This window comes from Arthrobacter sp. SDTb3-6 (assembly GCF_013376095.1).
GTDB lineage: Bacteria > Actinomycetota > Actinomycetes > Actinomycetales > Micrococcaceae > Specibacter.
Window position 1 is genome coordinate 179,132 of record NZ_JAAMFN010000002.1, and the last position, 21,286, is coordinate 200,417.

Below are 21,286 nucleotides of genomic sequence, written 5' to 3' on the forward strand. Positions count from 1 at the left end.
TTAACAGCACAGCGGAACCACTTCACCGCAAGCAAGGAGCACCGGAATGAAACGCAAGGCACCGTACTCGCAGCATGCACAGACCATGCTACGCACCACCCATGTCCTGTGGGGAGCAATACTGGACGCACTGGCGTTGTTCTTCCTTGTCCTCGGCCTGGGCGGCAGCTCCGCCGGGTGGCTTGTCCCTGCCGTGATTCTGGCCGCCATCGGCGTCCCCGTGCTGCTGACGGGCCTCAACGCCCGGCGCAGGGCAATGGCCTTCAATGAAACTGATTTTACGTACTCGCGCAGAATCGACGAGGAACTCTCAGCGCTGTCCATCCGCCCGCACGAATCGGCCTTCGGCACGGACTCCTCCTGCGTGAGCGTCCACGCCGCCAGCGTCGTTGAACTGGAACGCCATTTCGACCAGGAAACCTCCGGGGCCATCGTCGGCGGCCTGGAGCATGCCATGAAGATGTTCGCCCGCTCCACCAGCGTCGGCGCCGGGCACCTTGCCGGGTCCGGGAACATGATTGCCGGCAACGCCGCCACCATGCGGGGGTTCATCAACGGCGTTTCCAACGCCCACCTCACCATGAGCAGCACCACGCGCTCCAACCTCCTCGGGGACGCCTTGTTTTCGGTGCTGGAATTCACCGGCAGGGACGGCCACTCCGACACCATGCGCCTGGTCTCAATGTCGGGGCCCGCCGCAACGCAGTGGATGGGAGACCTCATCCAATGCGTCAGCCAATCCCTGGGCGGCCCTGCCACCCATGCGGGCCAGGCGGTGGCGCAGTGGATCCAGCCGCTGGTGGGCAACTACACGCCCCGGGACATCGCCTACACCACCGACCGGCTCAAGGCGATGGAGCGCCACCAGGACATGACCCTGCAGGTGGCGTCGGGGCAGCTGGTGGGCCGCAACGCCATGCTGGCCACCGAGATCCAATTCTCCGGCGGCACCGTCACCCGGTTGTTCCCGCACAAGTTCCCGACGATGTTCGGCGACTGCATCGGCCGGGCCACCAGGACCGCGCTCGAGCTGCCCGGGGCCGCCGTTGCGGCCGCCGTCAACGCCGGCGGCACGCCGCACCCCTGACGCGCGGCCGGGCGCGCCTGTGCTTCCTGCCGGGCCGGGAGGGTGCCACGGCGCGTGTTGGGGCGCGCCGGGCATAAAAAATCCCCGCCCCTGCCGTGCAGGAACGGGGATTTTTGTACTTGGTGGGCCCTGCGGGGCTCGAACCCGCGACCCACGGATTAAAAGTCCGATGCTCTACCAACTGAGCTAAAGGCCCGACCTGTTGACAACCTTCCCGCAGAAGGAAAAGTTCTCGGAATTCAGACTACCGCACGGCATGCGCCGGAATGCAATTTCGGCCGGGAATCCGGCGTGGAACGCATCCCGGACGCCCGTTCGGGCCCCCTCCGCGCCCGGGCCGGCGGCACGCTCCGCCGCCTCGGCGGCCCGGCACCGGACATTGGTTGGACGGCCGCCCGGGCCGCTTCCTCGACCGCGCCGCGCAGCTGGCGTAGTGTCAGATCATGAACGATGGACCAGGCAACCGAGCACCCCGACCGCACAAGCCACTGCCGTTTGCACCGGCAGACTTTGAGCCGTTCGCCGGCGGGACGGACCCGGCCCGCGTGTCCGAGGCGGCGCACCTTGCCGCCCGCGCGCTGGTCCGCGGCGGCCGGGAGAGCAACGACCCCGCCATCACCAAACGGCTGGTCAAGCTCGCTGACCGCCAGGGCCTGGAGGCCATTGCGGAGATGTGGGCCGCCAGCCCTGCCGGTTCCCTGCCCGGCGCCCTGTGGCGCCTCTATGCCCTGCGCGCCGCCACGCTGCGGGACCCGGAAGGCATCAGCGTCTTCTTCCGGGCCGGCCAGCACCGGGCGCAGGTTGCCAACGCCGTGGCCGGCGTCGCGGAGCCGCCCGGCGCGGAGGAAATCACCACCATGGCCGACGCCATCCTCTCCGGCGCGTTCGACGGCGACTTCGACGTGGCGCTGGAACGCTCCGCCGCGTTTTGCCGGGTGGTGGCGCTGGGACAGGCCGCCGTCGCCGTCGACCGGAAGGCCGCACATCCGGAGCACGCCCTGTCCCTGAACAAGAAGGCGCACCAGCTGGTGCGCACGGCCGAGGACCTCGAAGGCGCGGCCGTGGCGTGGCGGAAGGGCGAACTGGACTAAGGGCGCCCACGGCGTCCGGTTGACAGCAGGGACGCAACGTAGAACACTAAAAGTGGTGTCGAACCGCGGAACCCCCGGGCTCCATTTTATAGCCGCTTCGAGCGGCCCAGTGCCGAGAGGCGCTCCCGGTTCGACACCACTTTTATGCCCCCATAAACAAAGGCCCCAAACGTGAAGTTGCGCCTCTTCCCCCGTGAAAGTGCCGGTCTGGACAGCCTTGCACTCATGGCGGAGCAACTCGTCGCGGGCACCCAGACCCTGGCCGAACTGCTCGGCGCGCGCCGCGGCGACTTCCCCGCCCTCGCCGAAACCATGCGCCAGCACGAAGGCACCGCCACCGCCGCGTTTTCGACCCTGCTGACCACCATGCGCACCAGCTTCATCAACCCGCTCCCCCGCGAAGACCTGTACGCCCTGGGCCGGCTGCTGCACGAGGCGTGCGAGATGCTCACGGGCGCGGCCGAACTCGTTGAGCTGTACACGCTCGAGCGCATCCCGCCCCGCGGCGCGGACGTGCTGGAGATCCTGTCCCGCCAGGCCGAGCTGACGGCGTCGGCCATGAAGGCGTTGAACGATCTCGACTCGCTCGAGGACTACTGGCTGGAAATCCTGCGCCTGGCCAAGCGCGCGGACCACACGCACCGCATCCTGGTGGCCGAGCTGCTGGAGAACCACAGCCCCGCCAGTTTCGCCAGGTACCGTTCGGTGGCCGACCAGTTTGCCGCGGCCAGCACCAAGATGAAGGCGGTGGCCACGCAGGTGGGCAGCATCATCGTCAAGGAATCCTGACCTTGGTGCCGTTCCTGCTTGGCGCCGTGCTCGTTGCGGCGGCGGTTTTCGCCTTCCTGAACGGTTTCCGCGATGCCTCCACCGCCGTCGCACTTTCCGTGCGCACCCGGGCGCTGACACCCACCGTGGCCGTGCTCCTCGCCGGGCTGTTCAACTGCGTGGGCGCCGTGCTGAGCGTGTACGCGGTGGCTGTGTTTGCCGGCCACCTGTTCACGGTGCCGGCGGGCCGCACGGGGCTGATCATGCTGCTGGCGGGCTTGTCGGGCGCCTGCCTGTGGGGGCTGTACCAGTGGTGGCGGGGGTATCCGTCGTCGTCCACGCATGCGCTCATCAGCGGGCTGGTGGGGGCCTCGCTGGGCTCCGCGGCGCTGGGGCACCCTCCCCTGCAGGGCATCAACGGCACGTTGCTGACGCTGGTGGTGCTGCCGCTGCTGCTGTCCCCCGTGATCGCCTTTGTGCTGGGCTTCGCGGCCGTCCACCCCACGTCCTGGGCCTTCCGGAACACGACGCCGGGGCGGGCCTTCCGCCGCACCCGCCAGATCCAGTCCGTGGCCGGCGCTACCGTGGCCTTCGGGCACGGCCTGCAGGACGGCCAGCGCACGACGGCGGTTGTCCTGTTTGCGCTGTTGGCCGCCGGGGTGGGCGCGGAAGGCAATATTCCGCTGTGGGTGCCGGCCTTTACGGCAGTGGCGCTGACGGCCGGAACGCTGGCCGGCGGGTGGCGGATCTCCTACACGCTGGGCCACCGCCTGGTCCGGCTGGACCCGATGCGCGGCTTCGTGGCCGAGATCGTGGCCGCGGTGCTGTTGTTTGTCGGTGCGATCGGCCTGGCGCTGCCGCTGTCCACCACGCATACCGTCACCGCCGCGATTGCCGGCGCCGGGCGGAACCAGCGCTTTTCCGTGGCCAACGGCCGCATCCTGGGCCGGATCGTGTGGATGTGGGTGGCCACGCCCTTTGCCTGCGCCTTCCTGGGCGCGCTGTTCTTCCTGGCCCTCTCGCCGCTCGCCTGAGCGCGCCGCCGCTCGCCTGGGCGCCGCTCGCCTGGGCGCCGCTTGCCTGGGCGCCGCGGGCGCCTGTCCGAAGCGGGCGCCTATCCGAAGCGGCCGGAGACGTAGTCCTCGGTGGACTTCTGCGACGGGTTGTTGAAGATGGTGGCGGTCTCGGCAAACTCGATCAGCTTGCCCGGCTTGCCGGTGCCGGCAATGTTGAAGAACGCCGTCTTGTCGGAAACACGCGCGGCCTGCTGCATGTTGTGCGTGACGATCACCACCGTGTATTCGTCCTTGAGCTCGTTGATGAGGTCCTCAATGGCCAGCGTGGAGATGGGGTCCAGGGCCGAGCAGGGCTCGTCCATCAGGATCACCTCGGGTGAGACGGCAATGGCCCGGGCAATGCACAGGCGCTGCTGCTGGCCGCCGGACAGGCCGGAACCGGGCTTGCCCAGGCGGTCCTTGACCTCGTTCCACAGGTTGGCGCCGCGCAGGGACTTCTCCACGAGTTCGTCGGCATCGGACTTGGGCATGCGCCGGCTGTTCAGCTTCACGCCGGCCAGCACGTTGTCGCGGATGCTCATGGTGGGGAACGGGTTGGGGCGCTGGAACACCATGCCGATCTGGCTGCGGACGGTCACCGGGTCCACGCCGTCGGCATAGAGGTTGTCCCCGTCCAGCAGCACCTTGCCCTCTACCCGGGCGCCGGGGATGACCTCGTGCATGCGGTTCAGGGTGCGCAGGAACGTGGACTTCCCGCAGCCCGAGGGGCCGATGAAGGCGGTGACCGACTTGGCATCGAGGGTGATGTTGACATCCTCGACGGCCAGGAAGTCGCTGTAGTAGACGTTCAGGTCACTGACATCAATACGTTTGGACATGGTGAAGAATTTCCGTTTCTGGGTTGCTAAGGTACTAAGGTTCTACCGGCCGGTTTTCGGCGCAAAGATGCGGGCCACCAGGCGGGCGCCCAGGTTCAGGAGCATGACCAGCAGGATCAGCAGCAGGGCCGCGGCCCAGGCGCGCTGCGCCGACGGGTCCGGGTTGGACGGCGAGGTGGGCGTCATGATCTGCGTGTAGATGAACGTGGGCAGGGACGCCATCCAGCCGGCAAACACGTTCGAGTTGATCTGGGAGGCAAAGCCCGCCGTGACCAGCAGCGGCGCCGTCTCGCCGATGACCCGGGCAATGGCCAGGGTGACGCCGGAGGCAATGCCGGAGATCGCCGTCGGAATGACCACCTTGAGGATGGTGCGCCACTTGCGGACCCCGAGCGCGTAGGCGGCCTCGCGCAGTTCGTTGGGGACGATTTTCAGCATTTCCTCGCTGGAGCGCACCACGACGGGGATCATCAGCACCGAAAGGGCCACGGCGGCCACAAACCCCGTCTTGGTCCCCGGCCCCATGACCAGGCCGAAGAACGCTGCGGCAAACAGGCCCGCCACGATGGAAGGGATGCCGGTCATGACGTCCACCAGGAAGGTGATGACCTTGGAGAACTTGTTGTCCGCACTGTATTCCACCAGGTAGATGGAGGTCAGCAGGCCCACGGGCACGGATATGACGGTGGCCCACAGCGTGATCAGCACCGAACCCAGCATGGCATGGTAGACGCCGCCGAGCACCGGGGTGTGGTTGGCGACCGAGGCGTTGTCGACAGCACCCGTGACGCCGTTCATGGACGTGCCCAGGAAGCCCGGGGCCAGCAGGCCCGGGACGCCGTTGACCAATACGGTCCAGATCACCGAGACCAGCGGCAGCAGGGCCACCAGGAACGCACCCACCACTACGGAGGTGACCAGCTTGTCCACGGCCTTGCGGCGGCCTTCGACGATGGCGGAACTGGCGACGTTGCCCGCGGCAAACAGCACGGCGGAGAGCACGCCCCAGCCAAAGGCGTTGAAGCCGATGAGCGCCATCAGCGCCGCCGCCACCACAATGGCCGAGCCGGCCACCACATGGGGCGTGTAAGTGGGCAGGCGTCCGCGGGTGAGGGCGGAACGCTTCCGTTCGGTCATGGGCACGGCCATCAGTTGGCTCCCGAGAATTCTTTGTGGCGGCTGATGATCCAGCGGGCCACCATGTTCACCAGCAGGGTGATGAGGAACAGCACCAGGCCCGCGGCTATCAGTTCGCTGAGGCGCAGCCCAAACGCCTCGGGGAAGTCAAGGGCGATCTCGGCGGCGATGGTCTGGTTGCCGGAGCGGATCAGCGAGGCGATCAACGGTCCGGAGGAAAGGACCAGGGCCACTGCCATGGTCTCGCCCAAAGCCCGTCCCAATCCCAGCATGACGGCGCTGATGATGCCGCCGCGGGCAAAGGGAAGCACGGCCATCCGGATCATTTCCCAGCGGGTGGCACCCAGCGCCAGGGCAGCTTCCTGGTGCAGCATGGGCGCCTGGAGAAAGATCTCGCGGGCAAGGGAGGCAATGATGGGCAGGACCATGACCGCCAGCACGATGCCGGCCGTCAGGATCGTCTTGCCCGTCCCGGACGCCGGGCCGCCAAAAATGGGGATCCAGCCAAGGTTGTCCGCCAGCCACTGGTACGGCACCTTCAGCTGGGCCGCCAGAAACGTGGCACCCCAGGCGCCGTAGATGACTGACGGAATGGCTGCCAGGAGGTCCACCACATAACCCAGGCCCCGTGCCATGCCGCGCGGCGCATAATGCGAGATGAACAGTGCCACTGCAATGCCGATGGGCGTGGCGATGACCAGCGCAATGGCTGCTGCGATCAGCGTGCCGACGACAATCGGGAAAATGTAGGAGGCGAACCCCTTCCCTCCCGTGATATCGCCGGGTGCAGCGCTGAACGTCGGCAGGGCCTGGATGACCAGGAACATGGCGACGGCGAACAGCACCACCACAATCAGCACGCCGGCACCCAGCGCCGCGCCGGAGAACACCTTGTCCCCGGCACGGCCCGGGCCGGCCTGCCTTGTTCCCGCCTTGGGTGCGGGCTTGGTAATAATGGACAACCTGGTACCTTTTATGTTGCTTTGCCGCAGCCTACTTGGCGACGGTGATGGAATCGATCGCGGCCTTTGCCTTCGCGGCGAGGGCGGCGGACAACGGGGCGCTCTTGGCAGCGTCGGCGGCGGCCTTCTGGCCGGCGTCGCTGACCGCGTAGTTGCCGAAGGCCTTGACCACGTCGACGGTATTGGCATCCGCGTAGCTGCCGCAGAACACGGCGTAGGAGACCAGCACGGCGGGGTAGGCGCCGGCGGTCGTGGTGGTGCGGTCCAGCTTCAGCGAGAGGTCGTTGGCGTTGCGGCCCGGTACGGCCTTCGCCTCATCAACGGCCTTGGCGGCGGCCTCGGCGGTGACGGGCACGTATGCATCGCCCACCTTCAACTCAACCTTGCCCAGGGTGCCGGTGACGGCGGAGTCGTCGGCGTAGGTGACGGCGCCGGGCGTCTCAGTCACGGTCTTTACGACGCCGGAGGTTCCCTTGGCGTTTTCACCCGGCAGTGCGGAGGGCCAGTCGCCGGACTTCGCATCGGTCCAGACGCCCTTGGCGGCCTGCGCCAGGTAGTCGGTGAAGTTTTCGGTGGTGCCCGAGTTGTCCGAGCGGTGCACGGGCGTGATGGCCAGGTCCGGCAGCGTGGCGGAGGGGTTCGAGGCCTTGATGGCCGGGTCGTTCCAGTTCTTGATCCCGCCGCGGAAGATCTTGGCGACCGTGTCGGCGTCGAGCTTGAGGTCCTTCACACCAGGGACGTTGAAAGCCACGGCGATCGGGGAGATGTACCAGGGGACGTCGATGGCGCCGGCGGGACCGCACTTGGCCTTCGCGCTGGCGAGCTCGGCATCCTTCATGTACGCGTCTGAGCCGGCAAACTGCACGGCACCGGCGATGAGCGCCTTGCGGCCTGCGCCGGAACCTTCCGGCGAATACTGGACATGTGCGCCGGAGTTGGCTGACTCAAAGCCGGCCTTCCAGGCATCCATGGCGGCGGAAATGGAGGTGGCGCCCGTGCCGGTCAGCGTGCCGGTGACGGAGGTGCCGGCCGCGCTGGTGGAGGAGCCGCCGTTGCCGGGGGTCACGGCGTTGTCCGTGCCACAGGCAGTCAGTGCGAGTGCGCCGACGGTGAGAACTGCTGCCACGCGGCCAATGTGAAGTGCCTTCACGCGAATTACCTCTTCGATGGGTTTCAGGGGTTCCTTACCCCTTGAAGCTACGGCGGTGACATGACACAACGGTCCAACACAAGTGAACGGAAGGTTAACGCTGATGGGATTCTTGGTTTTTCGGATGCGACGCCGGACACATCCCCGGCTGCCCGGGGTACCTTGCGCGGCCCGCCCGGATGTGCCGGGGTGAGATGCAGCCCACGAAAGAATTGGTTGCTAACGGCAACCAATTCTTATATAGTTGTCATAAATCAACCGTTATTGATCCCACTCCTGGAGCACCCTTGTCGCAAACAGCCAAAACCAACAGACCGGATCCGGCATTGTCCGACTCCGGCATGACGCACCGTCAGGTGATCCAGTCCCTCACCGGACTCCTGATGGGCATGTTCGTCTCCATCCTCGCCGGCACCGTGGTGTCCACCTCGCTGCCCGTCATCCTCTCGGACCTGCACGGCGACCAGACCGCCTACACCTGGGTGGTGACGGCAACCTTGCTGGCCACCACCATTTCAACCCCGATCTGGGGCAAGCTCGCGGACCTTTCCAACCGCAAGGTCCTGCTGCAGCTGGCCCTGGTGGTCTTCGTGGTCGCCTCCGCAATTGCCGGCTTCTCGCAGGACACCTCGATGCTCATCACCATGCGCGTCTTTCAGGGACTGGGCGCCGGCGGCCTGACCGCCCTGAGCCAGATCGTCATGGCGGACATCATCTCCCCCCGTGAGCGCGGCAAGTACATGGGCCTGTTTGGTGCCGTCATGGCCCTGGGCACCGTGGGCGGCCCGCTGATCGGCGGCTTCATCACCGACGCCATCAACTGGCGCTGGAACTTCTTCGTGGCGCTCCCCTTCGCCGCCATCGCCATCATCCTGATCCAAAAAACGCTCCACCTGCCGGTCCAGGCCAAGCGCAAGGTGTCGATCGACTACGCGGGCATTGTCCTGCTTTCGGCCGGCGTCTCGCTGCTGCTTGTCTGGGTGTCCCTGGCCGGAACCCAGTTTGACTGGGCCAGCACCACCACCGCGCTGATGGTGGGCGGCGCGGCCGCCGCCCTCGTCGCCTTCGTCATCGTGGAGCTGAAGGCTTCCGAACCGATCATCCCGCTGGCCATGTTCAGGAACCGCACCTTCACCCTGTCCGTAGTCGCCTCAATTTCCGTCGGCGTCTCCATGTTCGGCACCTCGGTGTTCCTGGCCCAGTACATGCAGCTGGCCCGTGGCGCCAACGCCACCCAGTCCGGCCTGATGACCATCCCCATGATGGCCGGCCTGCTCATCGTCTCCACCATCGCCGGGGCCCTGATCTCCAAGTTTGGCAAATGGAAGATGGTCATGGTCCTCGGATCCGTCCTGCAGCTGGCGGGCCTGTTCATGCTGGGCACCATCCACTACGACACGAACTTTGTGCTGGTCTCCCTGTACATGTTCGTCCTCGGCGCCGGCCTGGGCATGGTCATGCAGAACCTGGTCCTGATCGTCCAGAACGCCGTCACCCCGGCGGAGATTGGCGTGGCAAGTTCCGGCATTGCCTTCTTCCGCTCCCTCGGCGGCACCATCGGCGTCTCCGTCCTCGGCGCACTCATGGCCACCAAGGTGGTGGATGTGCTCGGCGGCAAGGCGGCCGAGCTGCAGGCGGCCATCGCGGCACTCGGCGCACAGGGCAAGGCGCTGGGCGCAGCCCTGGCCGGCGGGAGCATTCCGGCCGTCCACAGCCTGCCCGACTCCGTCCGGTCCATCATTGAATCCAGTTACGGCGACTCGGTGGCCTTTGTATTCATGATTGCCGCACCCCTGAGCATCCTGACAATCCTCGCCATTGTTTTCCTGCCCAACCTGGAACTCAGCAGCCAGACGCGCGACCAGCGCGAGAAGAGCGACGCCGCGGCCACCGGGATCCTCGATCTGGAAAGCGCTGAGCAGAACCTTGCCGACGTCAGTGAAGCACTCGTGGCCGTGGCCCCCGGCACCGCGACCGGGAACCTGCCGGTGGTTCGGCGCTAAAATGGACTGCATGACCGACCCCTTTGCCGTGCCGCCGGAACTGCCGCCGGTGGCGCAGTCGGACGCCGTCGATCCCGCCCTGCAGGACGCCATCCGGGACGTCGAGCGGCAGTTCGGGATCATGATCATCAAGACCCGCAAGAGCATCATCAGCCGGGCGGCGGCGATCCACCCCGAACTGCAGCCCATGGGCTTCAAGGTGCTCACCATCCTCTCCCAGTCGGGCCCCATCCAACAGATCGCCCTGGCGCACAAGGTGGATGCCGACAAGGCCGCGATGAGCCGGTCCATCAAGCAGCTTGAGGAACTGGGCCTGGTGGCCCGCACCCCGGACCCCAGTGACGGGCGCGCCCACCTGGTGGCCATGACGGACCAGGCCCACACCCGCTTCGATGCGACCCAGGCGCAGGCCCGCAAGGTCCTCTACGACCGGCTCGCCGAATGGGACACGGGGGAAGTCAGGCGCTTCGCTGAACTGCTGGACAGGCTGAACGAAAACCGCGACTGAAGCCCGGCCCGCCCCACCTGCGCCAGCAGCGTCCGGGGCGGGCCGTTCCGCATAGACTGGGTCCCATGCCTGCGCCGGTCCGGTCTCCCAAGACCCTCACATTCCTGAAACGGCGTGCCCGCCTGGGCCTGCGCCGCAGCGCGAATTCCTCCCTCCAGGCGCTGCTGATCACCGTCTGCGCCGTGGGCGCGTACTATTTTTCCTCCCTGGTGCTGGGCCACCACGGCCCCCTGTTTGCCGCCACGAGTGCCATCATCGCCCTCGGATTTTCCCGGGACCCCCGGCTGCGGCGGGTCCTGGAGGTAGGGCTCGGGTGCACCATCGGGATCATCCTTGGCGACGCGCTGCTACACTGGCTGGGTTCGGGCATCTGGCAGGCGGCCGTGGTGGTCTTCCTGTCCATCCTGCTGGCCAGGTTCCTGGATTCAGGGGCCATCTTCACCACACAGCTCGCCCTGCAGTCTCTTCTGGTGGTCCTGCTCCCCCTCCCCGCCGGCGGGCCCTTCACGCGCAGCATTGACGCAGTCGTAGGCGGCTGCTTTGCCTTGGCCGCAACGCTCCTGGTGCCCCGGGACCCCCGCCGCGCACCCAAGGACGATCTCAAGGTCACGCTGGGGGAACCCTCCCTGGTGTTGCGCGAATGCGCCTCCGCCCTCTCCTACAACGACGCCACCACCGCCTGGCACGCCTTGGTGCGGGCCCGCAGCCAGCAGCCCCGCATCGACGCCATGCGCCAGGGCCTCCACGGCGCCGTGGAAATTGCCAGGCTCTCGCCGCTGTACCGGCGGCATTTGGAGGAGGTGGAGGGGATGGCGCGGCTGATGGAGCGGCTGGACTACGCCATGCGTTCCAGCCGTGTCCTGGCCCGCAGGCTGGCCAGCGCCATCACCAACGCCGCCCTGTCAGAGGCCGGCAGCATGCACCTGGCCGAAGTGCTTAGCGACTCGGCCGCCGCCCTCGACGAGCTGGGCGCGGCACTGGCCCACTCGCCGTCGAACCCCAGGCAGGCCTCCCTGGGCCACGCACGGGACACCCTGGCGGACATCGCCACCCGGCTGCACCCCGGCAAGCTGGAAATCACGCGGATGGAAGGCGAGGCCCTGGTGCTTCTCCTCCGCACGCTGATGGTGGACCTGCTGGAGACGGCGAAAATGGACCCGGCCGACGCCCGCTCACTGCTGCCCAAGCTGTAGTTCTCCACAGCCCTCCCCCTCACGGCACCGGGTGTCAGTGCCCGGCGCTAGGGTTGTTCCATGGCAACAAAGACTACGAAGGCACCCAAATCCACGGGGCAGAACTTCCGCTGCACCGAATGCGGGTGGACGGCCGTCAAGTGGGTGGGCCGCTGCGGCGAATGCCAGGAGTGGGGGACGCTGGAGGAAGTCGGCACCGTCACGGTCCGCACCACGGCGGCCACCACCGTGGTGCGCCCCGCCCAGCTGATCTCGGAAGTGGACGCGTCCAAGGCCGCCCACAACCTGACCGGGGTGCCCGAACTGGACCGCGTGCTGGGCGGCGGCATGGTGCCCGGCGCGGTCATCCTGCTGGCCGGCGAACCCGGCGTGGGCAAATCCACGCTGCTGCTGGACGTGGCGGCGAAATTTGCCCGCAACGAACACGGCCGGAAACCGCAAAAGGTGCTGTACCTGACCGGCGAGGAATCCGCCGCCCAGGTGAAGCTGCGCGCGGAGCGCATTGGTGCCGTCGCCGACACCCTCTACCTCGGCGCCGAAACCGACCTGGGCACGGCTCTGGGCCAGGTGGAGGCCGTGCAGCCGGTGCTGCTGATCGTGGACTCCGTGCAGACGTTCAGCAGCGCCATGGTGGACGGCAGCGCCGGCGGGGTGTCGCAGGTGCGCGAGGTGGCGGCGTCGCTCATTGCCGCGGCCAAGCGCCTGAACATGACCACGCTGCTGGTGGGCCACGTGACCAAGGACGGCTCCATCGCCGGGCCGCGCCTGCTGGAGCACCTGGTGGACGTGGTCTGCCAGTTCGACGGCGAGCGCCACTCCCGCCTGCGCCTGCTGCGCGCCATCAAGAACAGATACGGGCAAACGGACGAGGTGGGCTGCTTTGACCTGACCGACGACGGCATCGAGGGGCTGGCGGATCCCAGCGGGCTGTTCACCACCCGCACCAGCCATCCCGTTTCGGGCACCTGCATCTCGGTGACGATGGAAGGGCGGCGGCCGCTGCTCGCCGAGGTCCAGTCGCTGTTGACCACCTCCACCGGTTCGCAGCCACGCAGGACGGTCAGCGGGCTGGACTCCGCCCGCGTCGGGATGCTCCTGGCCGTGCTCCAGCAGCGGGCCGGACTGCGCCTGGATGGCGACGACAGCTACGTGGCAACCGTCGGCGGCGCCCGCCTGTCCGAGCCCGCCATGGACCTGGCGGTGGCCATGGCCATCGCCTCGGCCAAGATCAACCGGCCCATGCACCCCAAGCTGGTGGCCTTCGGCGAGGTGGGGCTGGCCGGCGAGGTACGCCCCGTGCCGGGCATCAACCAGCGCATCCAGGAGGCAGCCCGGTTGGGGTTCACGCACGCCCTGGTGCCGGCCAGTCCCGCCGGGCCCGGCACCATCCCGCCGAATTTCGTGGTCAAGCAGATCGAACACATTGCCGAAGCCACCGAAATCCTGCTTCAGCTGTAGGCGCACAACCCTGGGGATTCCGTTGCGAAACTATTAGAATATAATTTCTAGAAACTGTTACTTTTTTGCTGTTTATTAGGTATCATTGGAACATGGGCACGATGGACCGGCCCGGCAGCTACGGGAATTCCACCCCCGCCGGACCGCCTCTTCTGGATCAAACCCCCAGCCACCGGTTGGAGGACCAGGGGTACGCGCCACCGACCCCTGTCTCCTACGGCGACGTCACGGCCGAGGCGGCCCTGGCCGCGCTGATCGCCTCCGATCCCTACGCCGACGAAGCCGCCCCGGAAACCACCGACGCCGAGTGCGCACGTCAGCTGGCCATCCCCGACGATTCACCTGCCTGGCCCAGCGACGCGGACATCACACGGCTCATTGCGTCCATGCCCGACGACGGATGGCCCGGGACCAGTATGGGCGGCACGTGGCGGGGCGACGACGGATGGCCCGGGACCAGTATGGGCGGCACGTGGCTGGGCGGCGACGGAGGCGCGGCCAACTGCCGGCCCGGCTCCGGCACTCCCCAGTCCGCCCACGCCGAAGGTGGTCCCACCGTCCCGCCGTTTCCAGAACCGGCAGGCGCCCCATCGATGCTTACGGGACCACGGGACCTGGGCAGGGTCCGGGCCATCCGGGCGGCGGTCCCCGATTTGCCGGGCGCCCCAAGGCCGGACAACCCACGGGATGTCGCCTGGTCGCCGGTTTCCAGCGCCGACGCCCTGGCCGGCCTTGATCCACGCGGCCTTGGCGCGAACCATCTCCTGGACTACATTCACGCTGCCAACCGCCTGGCAGCCTTTGCGCGGGCGATGGAAGACGCAGCACTGGCCGAGTTCTCCAACCGCAGGCCTCCCCTGGCCAGCGAGCGGCCGGCAACGCGCCTGGAAGAGTTGGAGGAGGACTCCTACCGTTCCAAGTATGCCGTTGCGGAGATCATGGCACTGCACTGCGTCGGGGTGGGCACCGCCCATCTCATGCTGGACAATGCCGAGACCCTGGCGGACAACCTGCCCGGGACCATGGGCCTCTACCGCGAGGGCCTGCTCGATTCGACCCGGATCAAGGCCATCCTGGCGGGCGTGGAGAACGTCCCCGCGGAAATTCAAACGCTGATTGAGCCGATGTTCCTGCCTGGCGCGTCACGGACCAACCCAAGGGCATTGACCCGGAAGATCCGCAAGCTGGCACTCAAGCACAATCCTGAGCCCTTGGAGGAGCGGCACACCAGGGCCCGGACGGACCGTCGTGTCTGGTTCACACCGCTCCCGGACGGCATGGCCCAGCTCAGCGCGGTGCTGGATGCCGTTCCGGCAAAATCCCTTTTCGACTCCCTGGATTCCTGGGCCCGCCAGGCGCAGCGTGAGGGGGCCAAGCCGGGCGGGGAGCCCAGCACCGGGACCACTCCCACTGGCCGCCCGTCGCGGTCGCTGGACAACTACCGGGCCGATGCCTTCCTTGACCTCATCCACCAGGCATTCGTGCACCCGGCCGGTTACTGCCTCAAATGCGGCAGCAAGGCCGACCCAGGCGGCAGCGGCAGCGGGAGCGGCAGCGGGAGCGGCAGCGGGAGCGGCAGCACGGACATCCCAGGCACCCGCGGCAGCACGGACATCCCAGGCTGCGGCGGGAGCGCATCCCTTCCCGGCGGCAACGCCGGTGAAAATGCCGGAGACAACACCGGCCGCCCGGTGCCCGAGTCCTGGTTCACGCCCAGGATTCCGGCCAAGGTCTCGGTGGTCGTGCCTGCACTGACCCTCCTGGGGGCGTTGGACGAGCCGGGATACCTTGAAGGCTACGGCCCCATCCCGCCATCGGAAGCCCGGGAACTCGCCGCCGGTTCGTATTGGTGGGAACGCCTGCTGACCGACCCGGCCACCCAGGCCAGGCTGAGCGTGGGGCGGCAGCGCTACCACCCGCCGGCTGACATCGCGGCGGAAGTGCGCCGCAGGGACCCCGTTTGCACGGGGATTGGCTGCGACCACCCGGCAGCCACCTGCGAACTCGACCACACGGTGCCCTTTTGGCTGGACCGGTACGCCCCGAACGGCACCCTTCTGCCCAAGGGCGAGACCAGCGTGGAGAACCTGCGCCCCCGGGACCTGCTCTGCCATCAGCTCAAGGACGTGCCGGACACCGGCTGGACTGTCGAGCCGGACGGGCCCGGCAGGACGAAAACCACCACGCCAACGGGCCGCATCTACATCCATGTCCAAGCCGAGGAGCCGTGTCCCTTTTAGCGGGCCGCCAGGTTTCTGCGACGGCGCGTCGCCAGGCCGCGCTTCACACTATTATGGCAATGGAACTTGTGCGGATTCCCGCGCTCGAAATAAAGGATTCGTCAATGCTTCGCAGCCCCGAAGAGGCCCTGAAAGCCACTCTCGCCCGAGTTGCCCCGGGAACCCCGCTGCGCGACGGACTCGAACGGATTCTTCGGGGGCGCACCGGAGCCCTGATCGTCCTGGGTTCGGACAAAACCATTGACAGCCTGTGTTCCGGCGGGTTCGAGATTGGCATCGACTTCGCCCCGACCCGGTTGCGCGAACTGGCGAAAATGGACGGTGCCATCGTGTGTGACAAGGACGTCACCAGGATCCTGAGGGCCGCCGTCCAGCTGGTTCCGGACCCCAGCATCGAAACCCAGGAGTCGGGCACACGCCACCGCACCGCAGAGCGCGTTGCCATCCAAAGCGGTGTTCCGGTGGTTTCAGTCAGCCAGTCGATGCAGATCATCGCCCTGTACGTCGATGGCCTGCGCTACGTCCTCGAAGGCTCGGAAAAGGTGCTGGCCAGGGCCAACCAGGCCCTGGCCACCCTGGAACGCTACCGTGCACGCCTTGACCAGGTGACAAGCTCGTTGTCGGCGCTGGAAATTGAGGCAATGGTCACGGTGCGCGACGTGGCTGTGACGCTGCAGCGGCACGAAATGGTGCGGCGCATTTCCGAGGAAATTGCCCAATACGTGCTTGAACTCGGCGTTGACGGCCGCCTGCTGTCGCTGCAGCTCGACGAGTTGACGGCAACCCGCGGGTCGGGCGCCGACATGGTGATCCGCGACTACACCGACCCTGAGACGACCGATGTCGCCCAGGCGGTTGCCGCCCTGCAGGATATTGACCAGGCCGGCCTGATCAACCTCAACCTGATTGCGGGCGTGGTGGGCTTGTCCACCCTTGATTCACTCGAGTCGATCATCCAACCCCGGGGCTACCGGCTGGTCTCGGAACTCAAGGCCGTGCCAGGTGCTGTCGCCGGCCGCCTGGTGGACCACTTTGGCGGGCTGCAGAACCTGATGGCCGCCACGATTGACGACCTCATGGCGGTCGACGGCATTGGTGAATTGCGGGCCCGCACGGTGCGCGAGGGGCTGTCGCGCATTGCCGAGGCCAGCCTGCTGGATCGTTTCCTTTAGTTCCTGTAGTTCCTCTAGGCGCGGACTCCTATTGGAGGTCGAACCTGACGGGTTCGCTTGACCATTTGCCCAGGGTCGCCACAAACACGTAGGTGCCGGCCACGGGCGTCCCCGTGACCTTGGCACAGTTGGCAGTGCTCCGGTTCCGTTTCCAGGTGAACTTGGCCGTCTCGGATGCGCCCGGCATCAGGTTCTTGACCAGGTTGGACGCGTCGGCCTGGCAGTCCTTGGAATTGAAGACCATGTCAGCGCCACTCGTGACCTTGAATTCCATCTGGCTGGTTCCCACGTTGATGTCACAGGGCGCAGGGCCGGTGTTCGTAACCCGCAGGGACAGTGTCGGATCAACGCCGGCAGCGTATGACGTCTTGTCCACGGCTCCGCTGACCTTGATGCCCGCTTCATTGCACACGCCCGACGGCGGCGTGGCCGGTGGTGCAGCCGATGGGGCCGGGCTGGCGGCATCTGAAGTTGTACCAGTCGACGTGGTGTCCGAGGGCGCACTCGTGGATGAAACGGCGGCCGCCGGGTTTCCGGCGTCGGACGCACCGGCACCCCGAAAAAGGTTCGCGATCCCGATGCCGCCCACCACCAGCAGGGCGAGCACAATGAGCGCCAAAACACCCACCACCTGGCGGCGGCGCCGGTAGACCTTGGCCGACACCTTGGGCCGGCGGGCAGGCTGCGCCGCATTGCCGCCCTGCTTGTTCGTCCCTGATGTAGCCACGCATCAACCCTAGCGAAGGCTGGGCCGCCGCCGTGCCAACCACGCCGCTTTCGCTACAGTTGTACTGCTTACACACGCTGCAAAGGAGAGACGGTGCACCAGGAAATCCGGCAATGGTTCCGTGAAACGGCCCGGGACCTGCCGTGGCGCGGCGACTGCCAGCCGTGGGGGGTCCTGGTCAGTGAAATCATGCTCCAGCAGACGCCCGTGGTCCGCGTGCAGCCAGTCTGGGAAGAGTGGATGGCGCGCTGGCCAAGCCCCGCTGCCTTCGCCGCGGCGTCCCAGGCCGAAGTGCTGCGTGCCTGGGGCCGGCTGGGCTATCCGCGCCGGGCGCTGAGGTTGCATGCCGCTGCGGCACAGATTGTCCAAAGGCACGACGGCGCAGTCCCGGACACCTATGACGAACTTTTGGCACTTCCCGGCATTGGGACGTACACGGCTGCAGCCGTGGCCGCGTTTGCCTTTGGCCGGCGGGAAACAGTGGTGGACACCAACATCCGCCGCGTCCACGCACGGCTGGTCATTGGCCAGGCCCTGCCCGCCCCGTCGCTGACCGCCGCCGAGATGGCACTGGCCGCGGAGCTGCTGCCCGGGGATCCGGTCGAATCGGTCGAGTGGAATGCCGGCGTCATGGAGCTGGGCGCCCTGGTGTGCACGGCGCGCAGCCCCAAGTGCGGGCTCTGCCCCGTCATGGGCCAATGTGCCTGGATCGCCGCCGGCCAGCCGGAGCCCACCTACATTCCCAAGGGCCAGCCCTGGGCCGGGACTGACAGGCAGGTGCGCGGCGCCGTCATGGCGGTGCTTCGGGCATCGGACTCCCCCGTCCACGCCGAACTCCTCTGGGGCCCGGAGGCGGAGGTTGCAGCCGCAGCACCGCGGACGGGGCATCGGGACGAAGTCACGGCGGCCTTGGACAAACTGCACGGCCTGAACACCCATGCACCCCAGCTGCAACGGGCCCTGTCGGGCCTTGTCACCGACGGCCTGGCCCAGCTCTCGGAGGATGGCTACCACCTGCCGCACTGATGGGGTCAGTGCGACGGCGTGGGACGGGGGTTGGCGTTCCGGGCACCGGCCCCCATCATGTGGACCCGCGCAGGCTCCCGGTCTGCCTCAGCCTGTCAGCTGCGTGGACCTGCCGGTGCTCAAAGCTCGCCGAAGCCGTTTTCCACTTCGCTGCGGACCAGATCCACGGCGTGTTGCGCGTCGGGTCCCGTGGCAGTGACGTTCAGCTTGGTGCCCTTGCCGGCTCCCAAGGCCATGAGCAGGAACACCGATTGGGCGTCGGCACCGTTGATGGCAATGTCCACGTCCATGGCGCCCAGGGCGCCGGCCAGGATGGCCGCCGGGCGGGCGTGCAGCCCGAGCGGGTTGATCAGGGTCAAGACCGCTGTCACTGCGCCGTCCGGGGCCGCGCCCCCTGGCCCCGGTGCGCTACCGGCCGCGGATCGTGCGCCCACAGCACCCCCGCCCGCGGTCCCCGGGCCTGGTCCCCCGCCCATGGCCTCCCTGCCGCCGGCGGCCGCGACCCCCGCGACTGCACCACCGGGGGCACCACCGGACTGACCGCCTTCCATACTGGCGGCTGCCCCACCGGTGGCACCGGCAGCCGCGCCGTGCAGATTCAGCGCCGTCTCCGCAGCCTTCCGTACCACGGCAAGTGCGGCACCGGACTGGGCGGCCACGGCGGCCGCCACGGCACCTTCCACGAGCGGCGCGTCAGCAAGGACAACATTTCCCGGGTTGCCCATGAATTCCAGCGCAGATTCCGCCGTCATGACCGCCGATCCCAAGTCCGTCAGCACCACCACGCCGTCCCCTCCGTCCGCTTCACCCAGTGCGGACATGACCTTCTCCAGCGAGGTCCCAATGCCGCCGTCGTCGGTCCCACCTGCGGGGACCAGCACCACGTCGCGTGCCATTTGGGCTGCCAGCTCCACAACTCCCGCGGCCAGTTGGGAACTGTGCGAAACGATGACCAGCCCAACACTCATGCGCCGGCCTCGGACGCGGCCGGCGACGCAGCAGCCGCGGCATCGGCTGCTGCGCGCAGGATCAGGGCAGACGACGCCGCACCCGGATCCCGGTGCCCGATGGCGCGCTCTCCCAGGTAGCTGGCCCGGCCCTTGTGCGCAATGAGCGGGTCCGTGGCCGCGGCACCCGCCTCGGCTGCTTCCGCAGCGGCTGCCAGCACGGCCGCCGGACCACCGACGTCAGCACCGAAAGCGCCGTCGGAACCACTGCCTGCACCACCGTCGGCAGCACCGCCGGGTCCCCCAGCGCCGGCAAAGGGGCCTCCTGCGGCACCACCCATGTCAGCGGCTGCTGCGGCTGCGTCCACGGCGGGGGTCCAGGCGTCGATCATGGTTTTGTCGCCAAGTTCGGCCTTTCCGCGCGCCACCACGCCATCCCGTGCGGCCGTCAGCGCCGCAACCAGCAGTGCCGAATCCAGCACGGCGGCGTCGCCTACAGCGGTGCCGGCCCGCAGGAAGGCGGTGCCGTAAAGCGGACCGGCTGCCCCGCCCACCTTTGACATGAGCGTCAGGGCGGCCAATTTGAACGCCGCACCGGGTGTGGCCGGCAGTTCTTCGTCAAGCTTCGCCAAGATGGCCGTGAAGCCGCGGTCCAGGTTTTCGCCGTGGTCGCCGTCGCCGATGGCCCGGTCGAGCTCGATCAGCGCCACCCGGTTTTCCGCGACCACGGCCGCGCTGCGGCGCAGCCAGTCGATGGCCCAGGCCACATCCAGTGTTCCTGCCGTGCCGTTGTCCGCCATTTACATCCCCCATCGCAGGGCCGGCGTGTGGACGGGCGCGTCCCACAATTCGGTCATTTCGTCGTCCAGCCGCAGCACTGAGATGGAGCAGCCCTGCATTTCCAGGGAAGTGATGTAGTTGCCCACGAGTGACCGCTCCACCACCAGGCCCGCCGCTTCCAGCACCTTCACCGCGTGCCGGTAGACGATGTACAGCTCGCTGGACGGGGTGCCGCCCATGCCGTTGACGAACAAGAGGACCTTCTCGCCTGCCGCCGGCTTGAGGTCGGTGAGGACGGGCTCCAGCAGCCGCTCGGTGATGCCGTCGGCGTTTTCCATGGGGATCCTGTGCCGGCCCGGCTCGCCGTGGATGCCGATCCCAATCTCAATCTCGTCCCCGCCCAGCTCAAAGCTCGGCACGCCTGCGTGCGGGACTGTGCAGGCCGACAGCGCCACGCCCATGGTGCGAACATTGTCCACCACCCGCTGGCCGAGGGCGGCAACGGCGTCGAGCCCGTCGCCGCGTTCGGCCGCGGCGCCGGCGATCTTCTCCACGAGGACGGTGCCGCCCACGCCGCGCCGCCCGGCGGTGTACAGCGAGTCTTCCACGGCGACGTCATCGTTCACCAGGACCGTGCGCACCTCAATGCCGTCGGCCTGGGCCATCTCGGCGGCCGTTTCAAAGTTGAGGACGTCGCCGGTGTAGTTTTTCACGATGTGTACGACGCCGGCGCCCGAGTTTGCGGCGGCGGTCGCCGGAATGATGGCGTCCGGGGTGGGCGAGGTGAAAACAGCGCCGGGGACGGCGGCGTCGAGCATCCCAAAGCCGACATAGCCGGCGTGGAGGGGCTCGTGCCCGCTGCCGCCGCCGGACAGCAGCCCCACCTTGCCGGCCTTGGGCACCTTGCGCGAGACAAACAGCGGGTCGGGGTGGACCGTGACGAGGTGGGCGTGCGCCAGGCCAAACCCCTCCACCGATTCATCCACAACGTCCTTGGGATCATTGATGAGCTTTTTCATGACGGCATCCTCCGGGTCGAACGGTGAGCATAACCGGGCGGCGTGCGCAGCTGAAGTGCGGGTGCCCCCTGCCTTGAACACTACCCGGCCGGGTTGCCGCTTGGTAGGGGCAGGCGCGCCATGC

Annotated in this window: 19 protein-coding genes and 1 tRNA gene; 11 read left to right on the plus strand and 9 right to left on the minus strand. The window is 67.6% G+C overall.

Annotated features, from left to right (window positions below):
• Positions 1 to 46: 46 nt before the first annotated feature.
• Positions 47 to 1,087: a hypothetical protein gene (locus G6035_RS01840; RefSeq protein WP_176615348.1), complete on the plus strand. Its 1,041-nt coding sequence runs from the start codon at positions 47 to 49 to the stop codon at positions 1,085 to 1,087.
• Positions 1,088 to 1,207: 120 nt separating this feature from the next.
• Here G6035_RS01840 and G6035_RS01845 read toward each other — a convergent pair.
• Positions 1,208 to 1,283: transfer RNA gene (locus G6035_RS01845), tRNA-Lys, on the minus strand.
• 247 nt (positions 1,284 to 1,530) lie between these two features.
• Here G6035_RS01845 and G6035_RS01850 point away from each other — a divergent pair.
• The 3 genes from G6035_RS01850 to G6035_RS01860 all read left to right on the plus strand — a co-directional run bounded on the left by G6035_RS01850 (position 1,531) and on the right by G6035_RS01860 (position 3,980).
• The gene (locus tag G6035_RS01850) at positions 1,531 to 2,178 is read left to right on the plus strand and encodes a hypothetical protein (RefSeq protein WP_176615349.1); all 648 of its coding nucleotides are present in this window, start codon (positions 1,531 to 1,533) and stop codon (positions 2,176 to 2,178) included.
• Between the two features lie 225 nt (positions 2,179 to 2,403).
• Entirely contained in the window at positions 2,404 to 2,967 is a 564-nt protein-coding gene (locus G6035_RS01855; RefSeq protein ID WP_218062878.1) for a DUF47 domain-containing protein, read from the plus strand.
• Positions 2,968 to 2,972: 5 nt separating this feature from the next.
• Positions 2,973 to 3,980: an anion permease gene (locus tag G6035_RS01860; protein ID WP_371130795.1), complete on the plus strand. Its 1,008-nt coding sequence runs from the start codon at positions 2,973 to 2,975 to the stop codon at positions 3,978 to 3,980.
• Between the two features lie 80 nt (positions 3,981 to 4,060).
• Here the strand turns inward: G6035_RS01860 and pstB are convergent, their stop codons facing one another.
• The 4 genes from pstB to pstS are packed head-to-tail and all read right to left on the minus strand — an operon-like array spanning position 4,061 to position 8,089.
• Positions 4,061 to 4,840: a phosphate ABC transporter ATP-binding protein PstB gene (gene pstB, locus G6035_RS01865; protein WP_176615352.1), complete on the minus strand. Its 780-nt coding sequence runs from the start codon at positions 4,838 to 4,840 to the stop codon at positions 4,061 to 4,063.
• A 42-nt stretch (positions 4,841 to 4,882) separates the two neighbouring features.
• Positions 4,883 to 5,977 (minus strand): phosphate ABC transporter permease PstA, encoded by a 1,095-nt coding sequence (gene pstA, locus G6035_RS01870; protein WP_371130792.1) that lies wholly within the window; start codon positions 5,975 to 5,977, stop codon positions 4,883 to 4,885.
• 11 nt (positions 5,978 to 5,988) lie between these two features.
• Positions 5,989 to 6,933, minus strand: a complete 945-nt coding sequence (gene pstC, locus G6035_RS01875; RefSeq protein WP_256882397.1) for a phosphate ABC transporter permease subunit PstC — start codon at positions 6,931 to 6,933, stop codon at positions 5,989 to 5,991.
• 37 nt (positions 6,934 to 6,970) lie between these two features.
• On the minus strand, positions 6,971 to 8,089 hold the full coding sequence (gene pstS / locus G6035_RS19880; RefSeq protein WP_371130793.1) for a phosphate ABC transporter substrate-binding protein PstS: 1,119 nt from the start codon (positions 8,087 to 8,089) through the stop codon (positions 6,971 to 6,973).
• 341 nt (positions 8,090 to 8,430) lie between these two features.
• On the opposite strand from pstS, the gene G6035_RS01880 reads away from it, so the two are divergent.
• From G6035_RS01880 to disA, 6 genes are all read left to right on the plus strand, one after another.
• A complete protein-coding gene (locus tag G6035_RS01880; RefSeq protein WP_176615355.1) occupies positions 8,431 to 10,092 on the plus strand; it encodes an MDR family MFS transporter in 1,662 nt (553 codons plus the stop codon).
• Positions 10,093 to 10,102: 10 nt separating this feature from the next.
• Positions 10,103 to 10,600 carry a MarR family winged helix-turn-helix transcriptional regulator gene (locus tag G6035_RS01885; protein ID WP_176615356.1) on the plus strand — a complete coding sequence of 166 codons (498 nt, stop codon included), beginning with the start codon at positions 10,103 to 10,105 and terminating at the stop codon, positions 10,598 to 10,600.
• Positions 10,601 to 10,665: 65 nt separating this feature from the next.
• A complete protein-coding gene (locus tag G6035_RS01890) occupies positions 10,666 to 11,793 on the plus strand; it encodes an aromatic acid exporter family protein (protein ID WP_176615357.1) in 1,128 nt (375 codons plus the stop codon).
• A 60-nt stretch (positions 11,794 to 11,853) separates the two neighbouring features.
• Complete coding sequence (gene radA, locus G6035_RS01895; RefSeq protein ID WP_176615358.1) at positions 11,854 to 13,251, plus strand: DNA repair protein RadA; 1,398 nt, start codon at positions 11,854 to 11,856, stop codon at positions 13,249 to 13,251.
• Between the two features lie 92 nt (positions 13,252 to 13,343).
• The gene (locus tag G6035_RS01900) at positions 13,344 to 15,491 is read left to right on the plus strand and encodes a DUF222 domain-containing protein (protein WP_176615359.1); all 2,148 of its coding nucleotides are present in this window, start codon (positions 13,344 to 13,346) and stop codon (positions 15,489 to 15,491) included.
• Positions 15,492 to 15,595: 104 nt separating this feature from the next.
• Entirely contained in the window at positions 15,596 to 16,663 is a 1,068-nt protein-coding gene (gene disA / locus G6035_RS01905; protein ID WP_176615360.1) for a DNA integrity scanning diadenylate cyclase DisA, read from the plus strand.
• 28 nt (positions 16,664 to 16,691) lie between these two features.
• On the opposite strand, the gene G6035_RS01910 is transcribed toward disA, so the two are convergent.
• The gene (locus G6035_RS01910) at positions 16,692 to 17,390 is read right to left on the minus strand and encodes a hypothetical protein (RefSeq protein WP_176615361.1); all 699 of its coding nucleotides are present in this window, start codon (positions 17,388 to 17,390) and stop codon (positions 16,692 to 16,694) included.
• Between the two features lie 93 nt (positions 17,391 to 17,483).
• Here G6035_RS01910 and G6035_RS01915 point away from each other — a divergent pair, with 93 nt between their 5' ends.
• Positions 17,484 to 18,416, plus strand: coding sequence for an A/G-specific adenine glycosylase (locus G6035_RS01915; RefSeq protein ID WP_176615362.1), 933 nt, complete (start codon positions 17,484 to 17,486; stop codon positions 18,414 to 18,416).
• A gap of 119 nt (positions 18,417 to 18,535) precedes the next feature.
• Here the strand turns inward: G6035_RS01915 and dhaM are convergent, their stop codons facing one another.
• The 3 genes from dhaM to dhaK are packed head-to-tail and all read right to left on the minus strand — an operon-like array spanning position 18,536 to position 21,162.
• Complete coding sequence (gene dhaM / locus G6035_RS01920) at positions 18,536 to 19,384, minus strand: dihydroxyacetone kinase phosphoryl donor subunit DhaM (protein ID WP_176615363.1); 849 nt, start codon at positions 19,382 to 19,384, stop codon at positions 18,536 to 18,538.
• The gene (gene dhaL, locus G6035_RS01925; protein ID WP_176615364.1) at positions 19,381 to 20,163 is read right to left on the minus strand and encodes a dihydroxyacetone kinase subunit DhaL; all 783 of its coding nucleotides are present in this window, start codon (positions 20,161 to 20,163) and stop codon (positions 19,381 to 19,383) included. Before dhaL ends, dhaM begins: the two co-directional genes overlap by 4 nt.
• On the minus strand, positions 20,164 to 21,162 hold the full coding sequence (gene dhaK, locus G6035_RS01930) for a dihydroxyacetone kinase subunit DhaK (protein WP_176615365.1): 999 nt from the start codon (positions 21,160 to 21,162) through the stop codon (positions 20,164 to 20,166).
• Positions 21,163 to 21,286 lie beyond the last annotated feature (124 nt).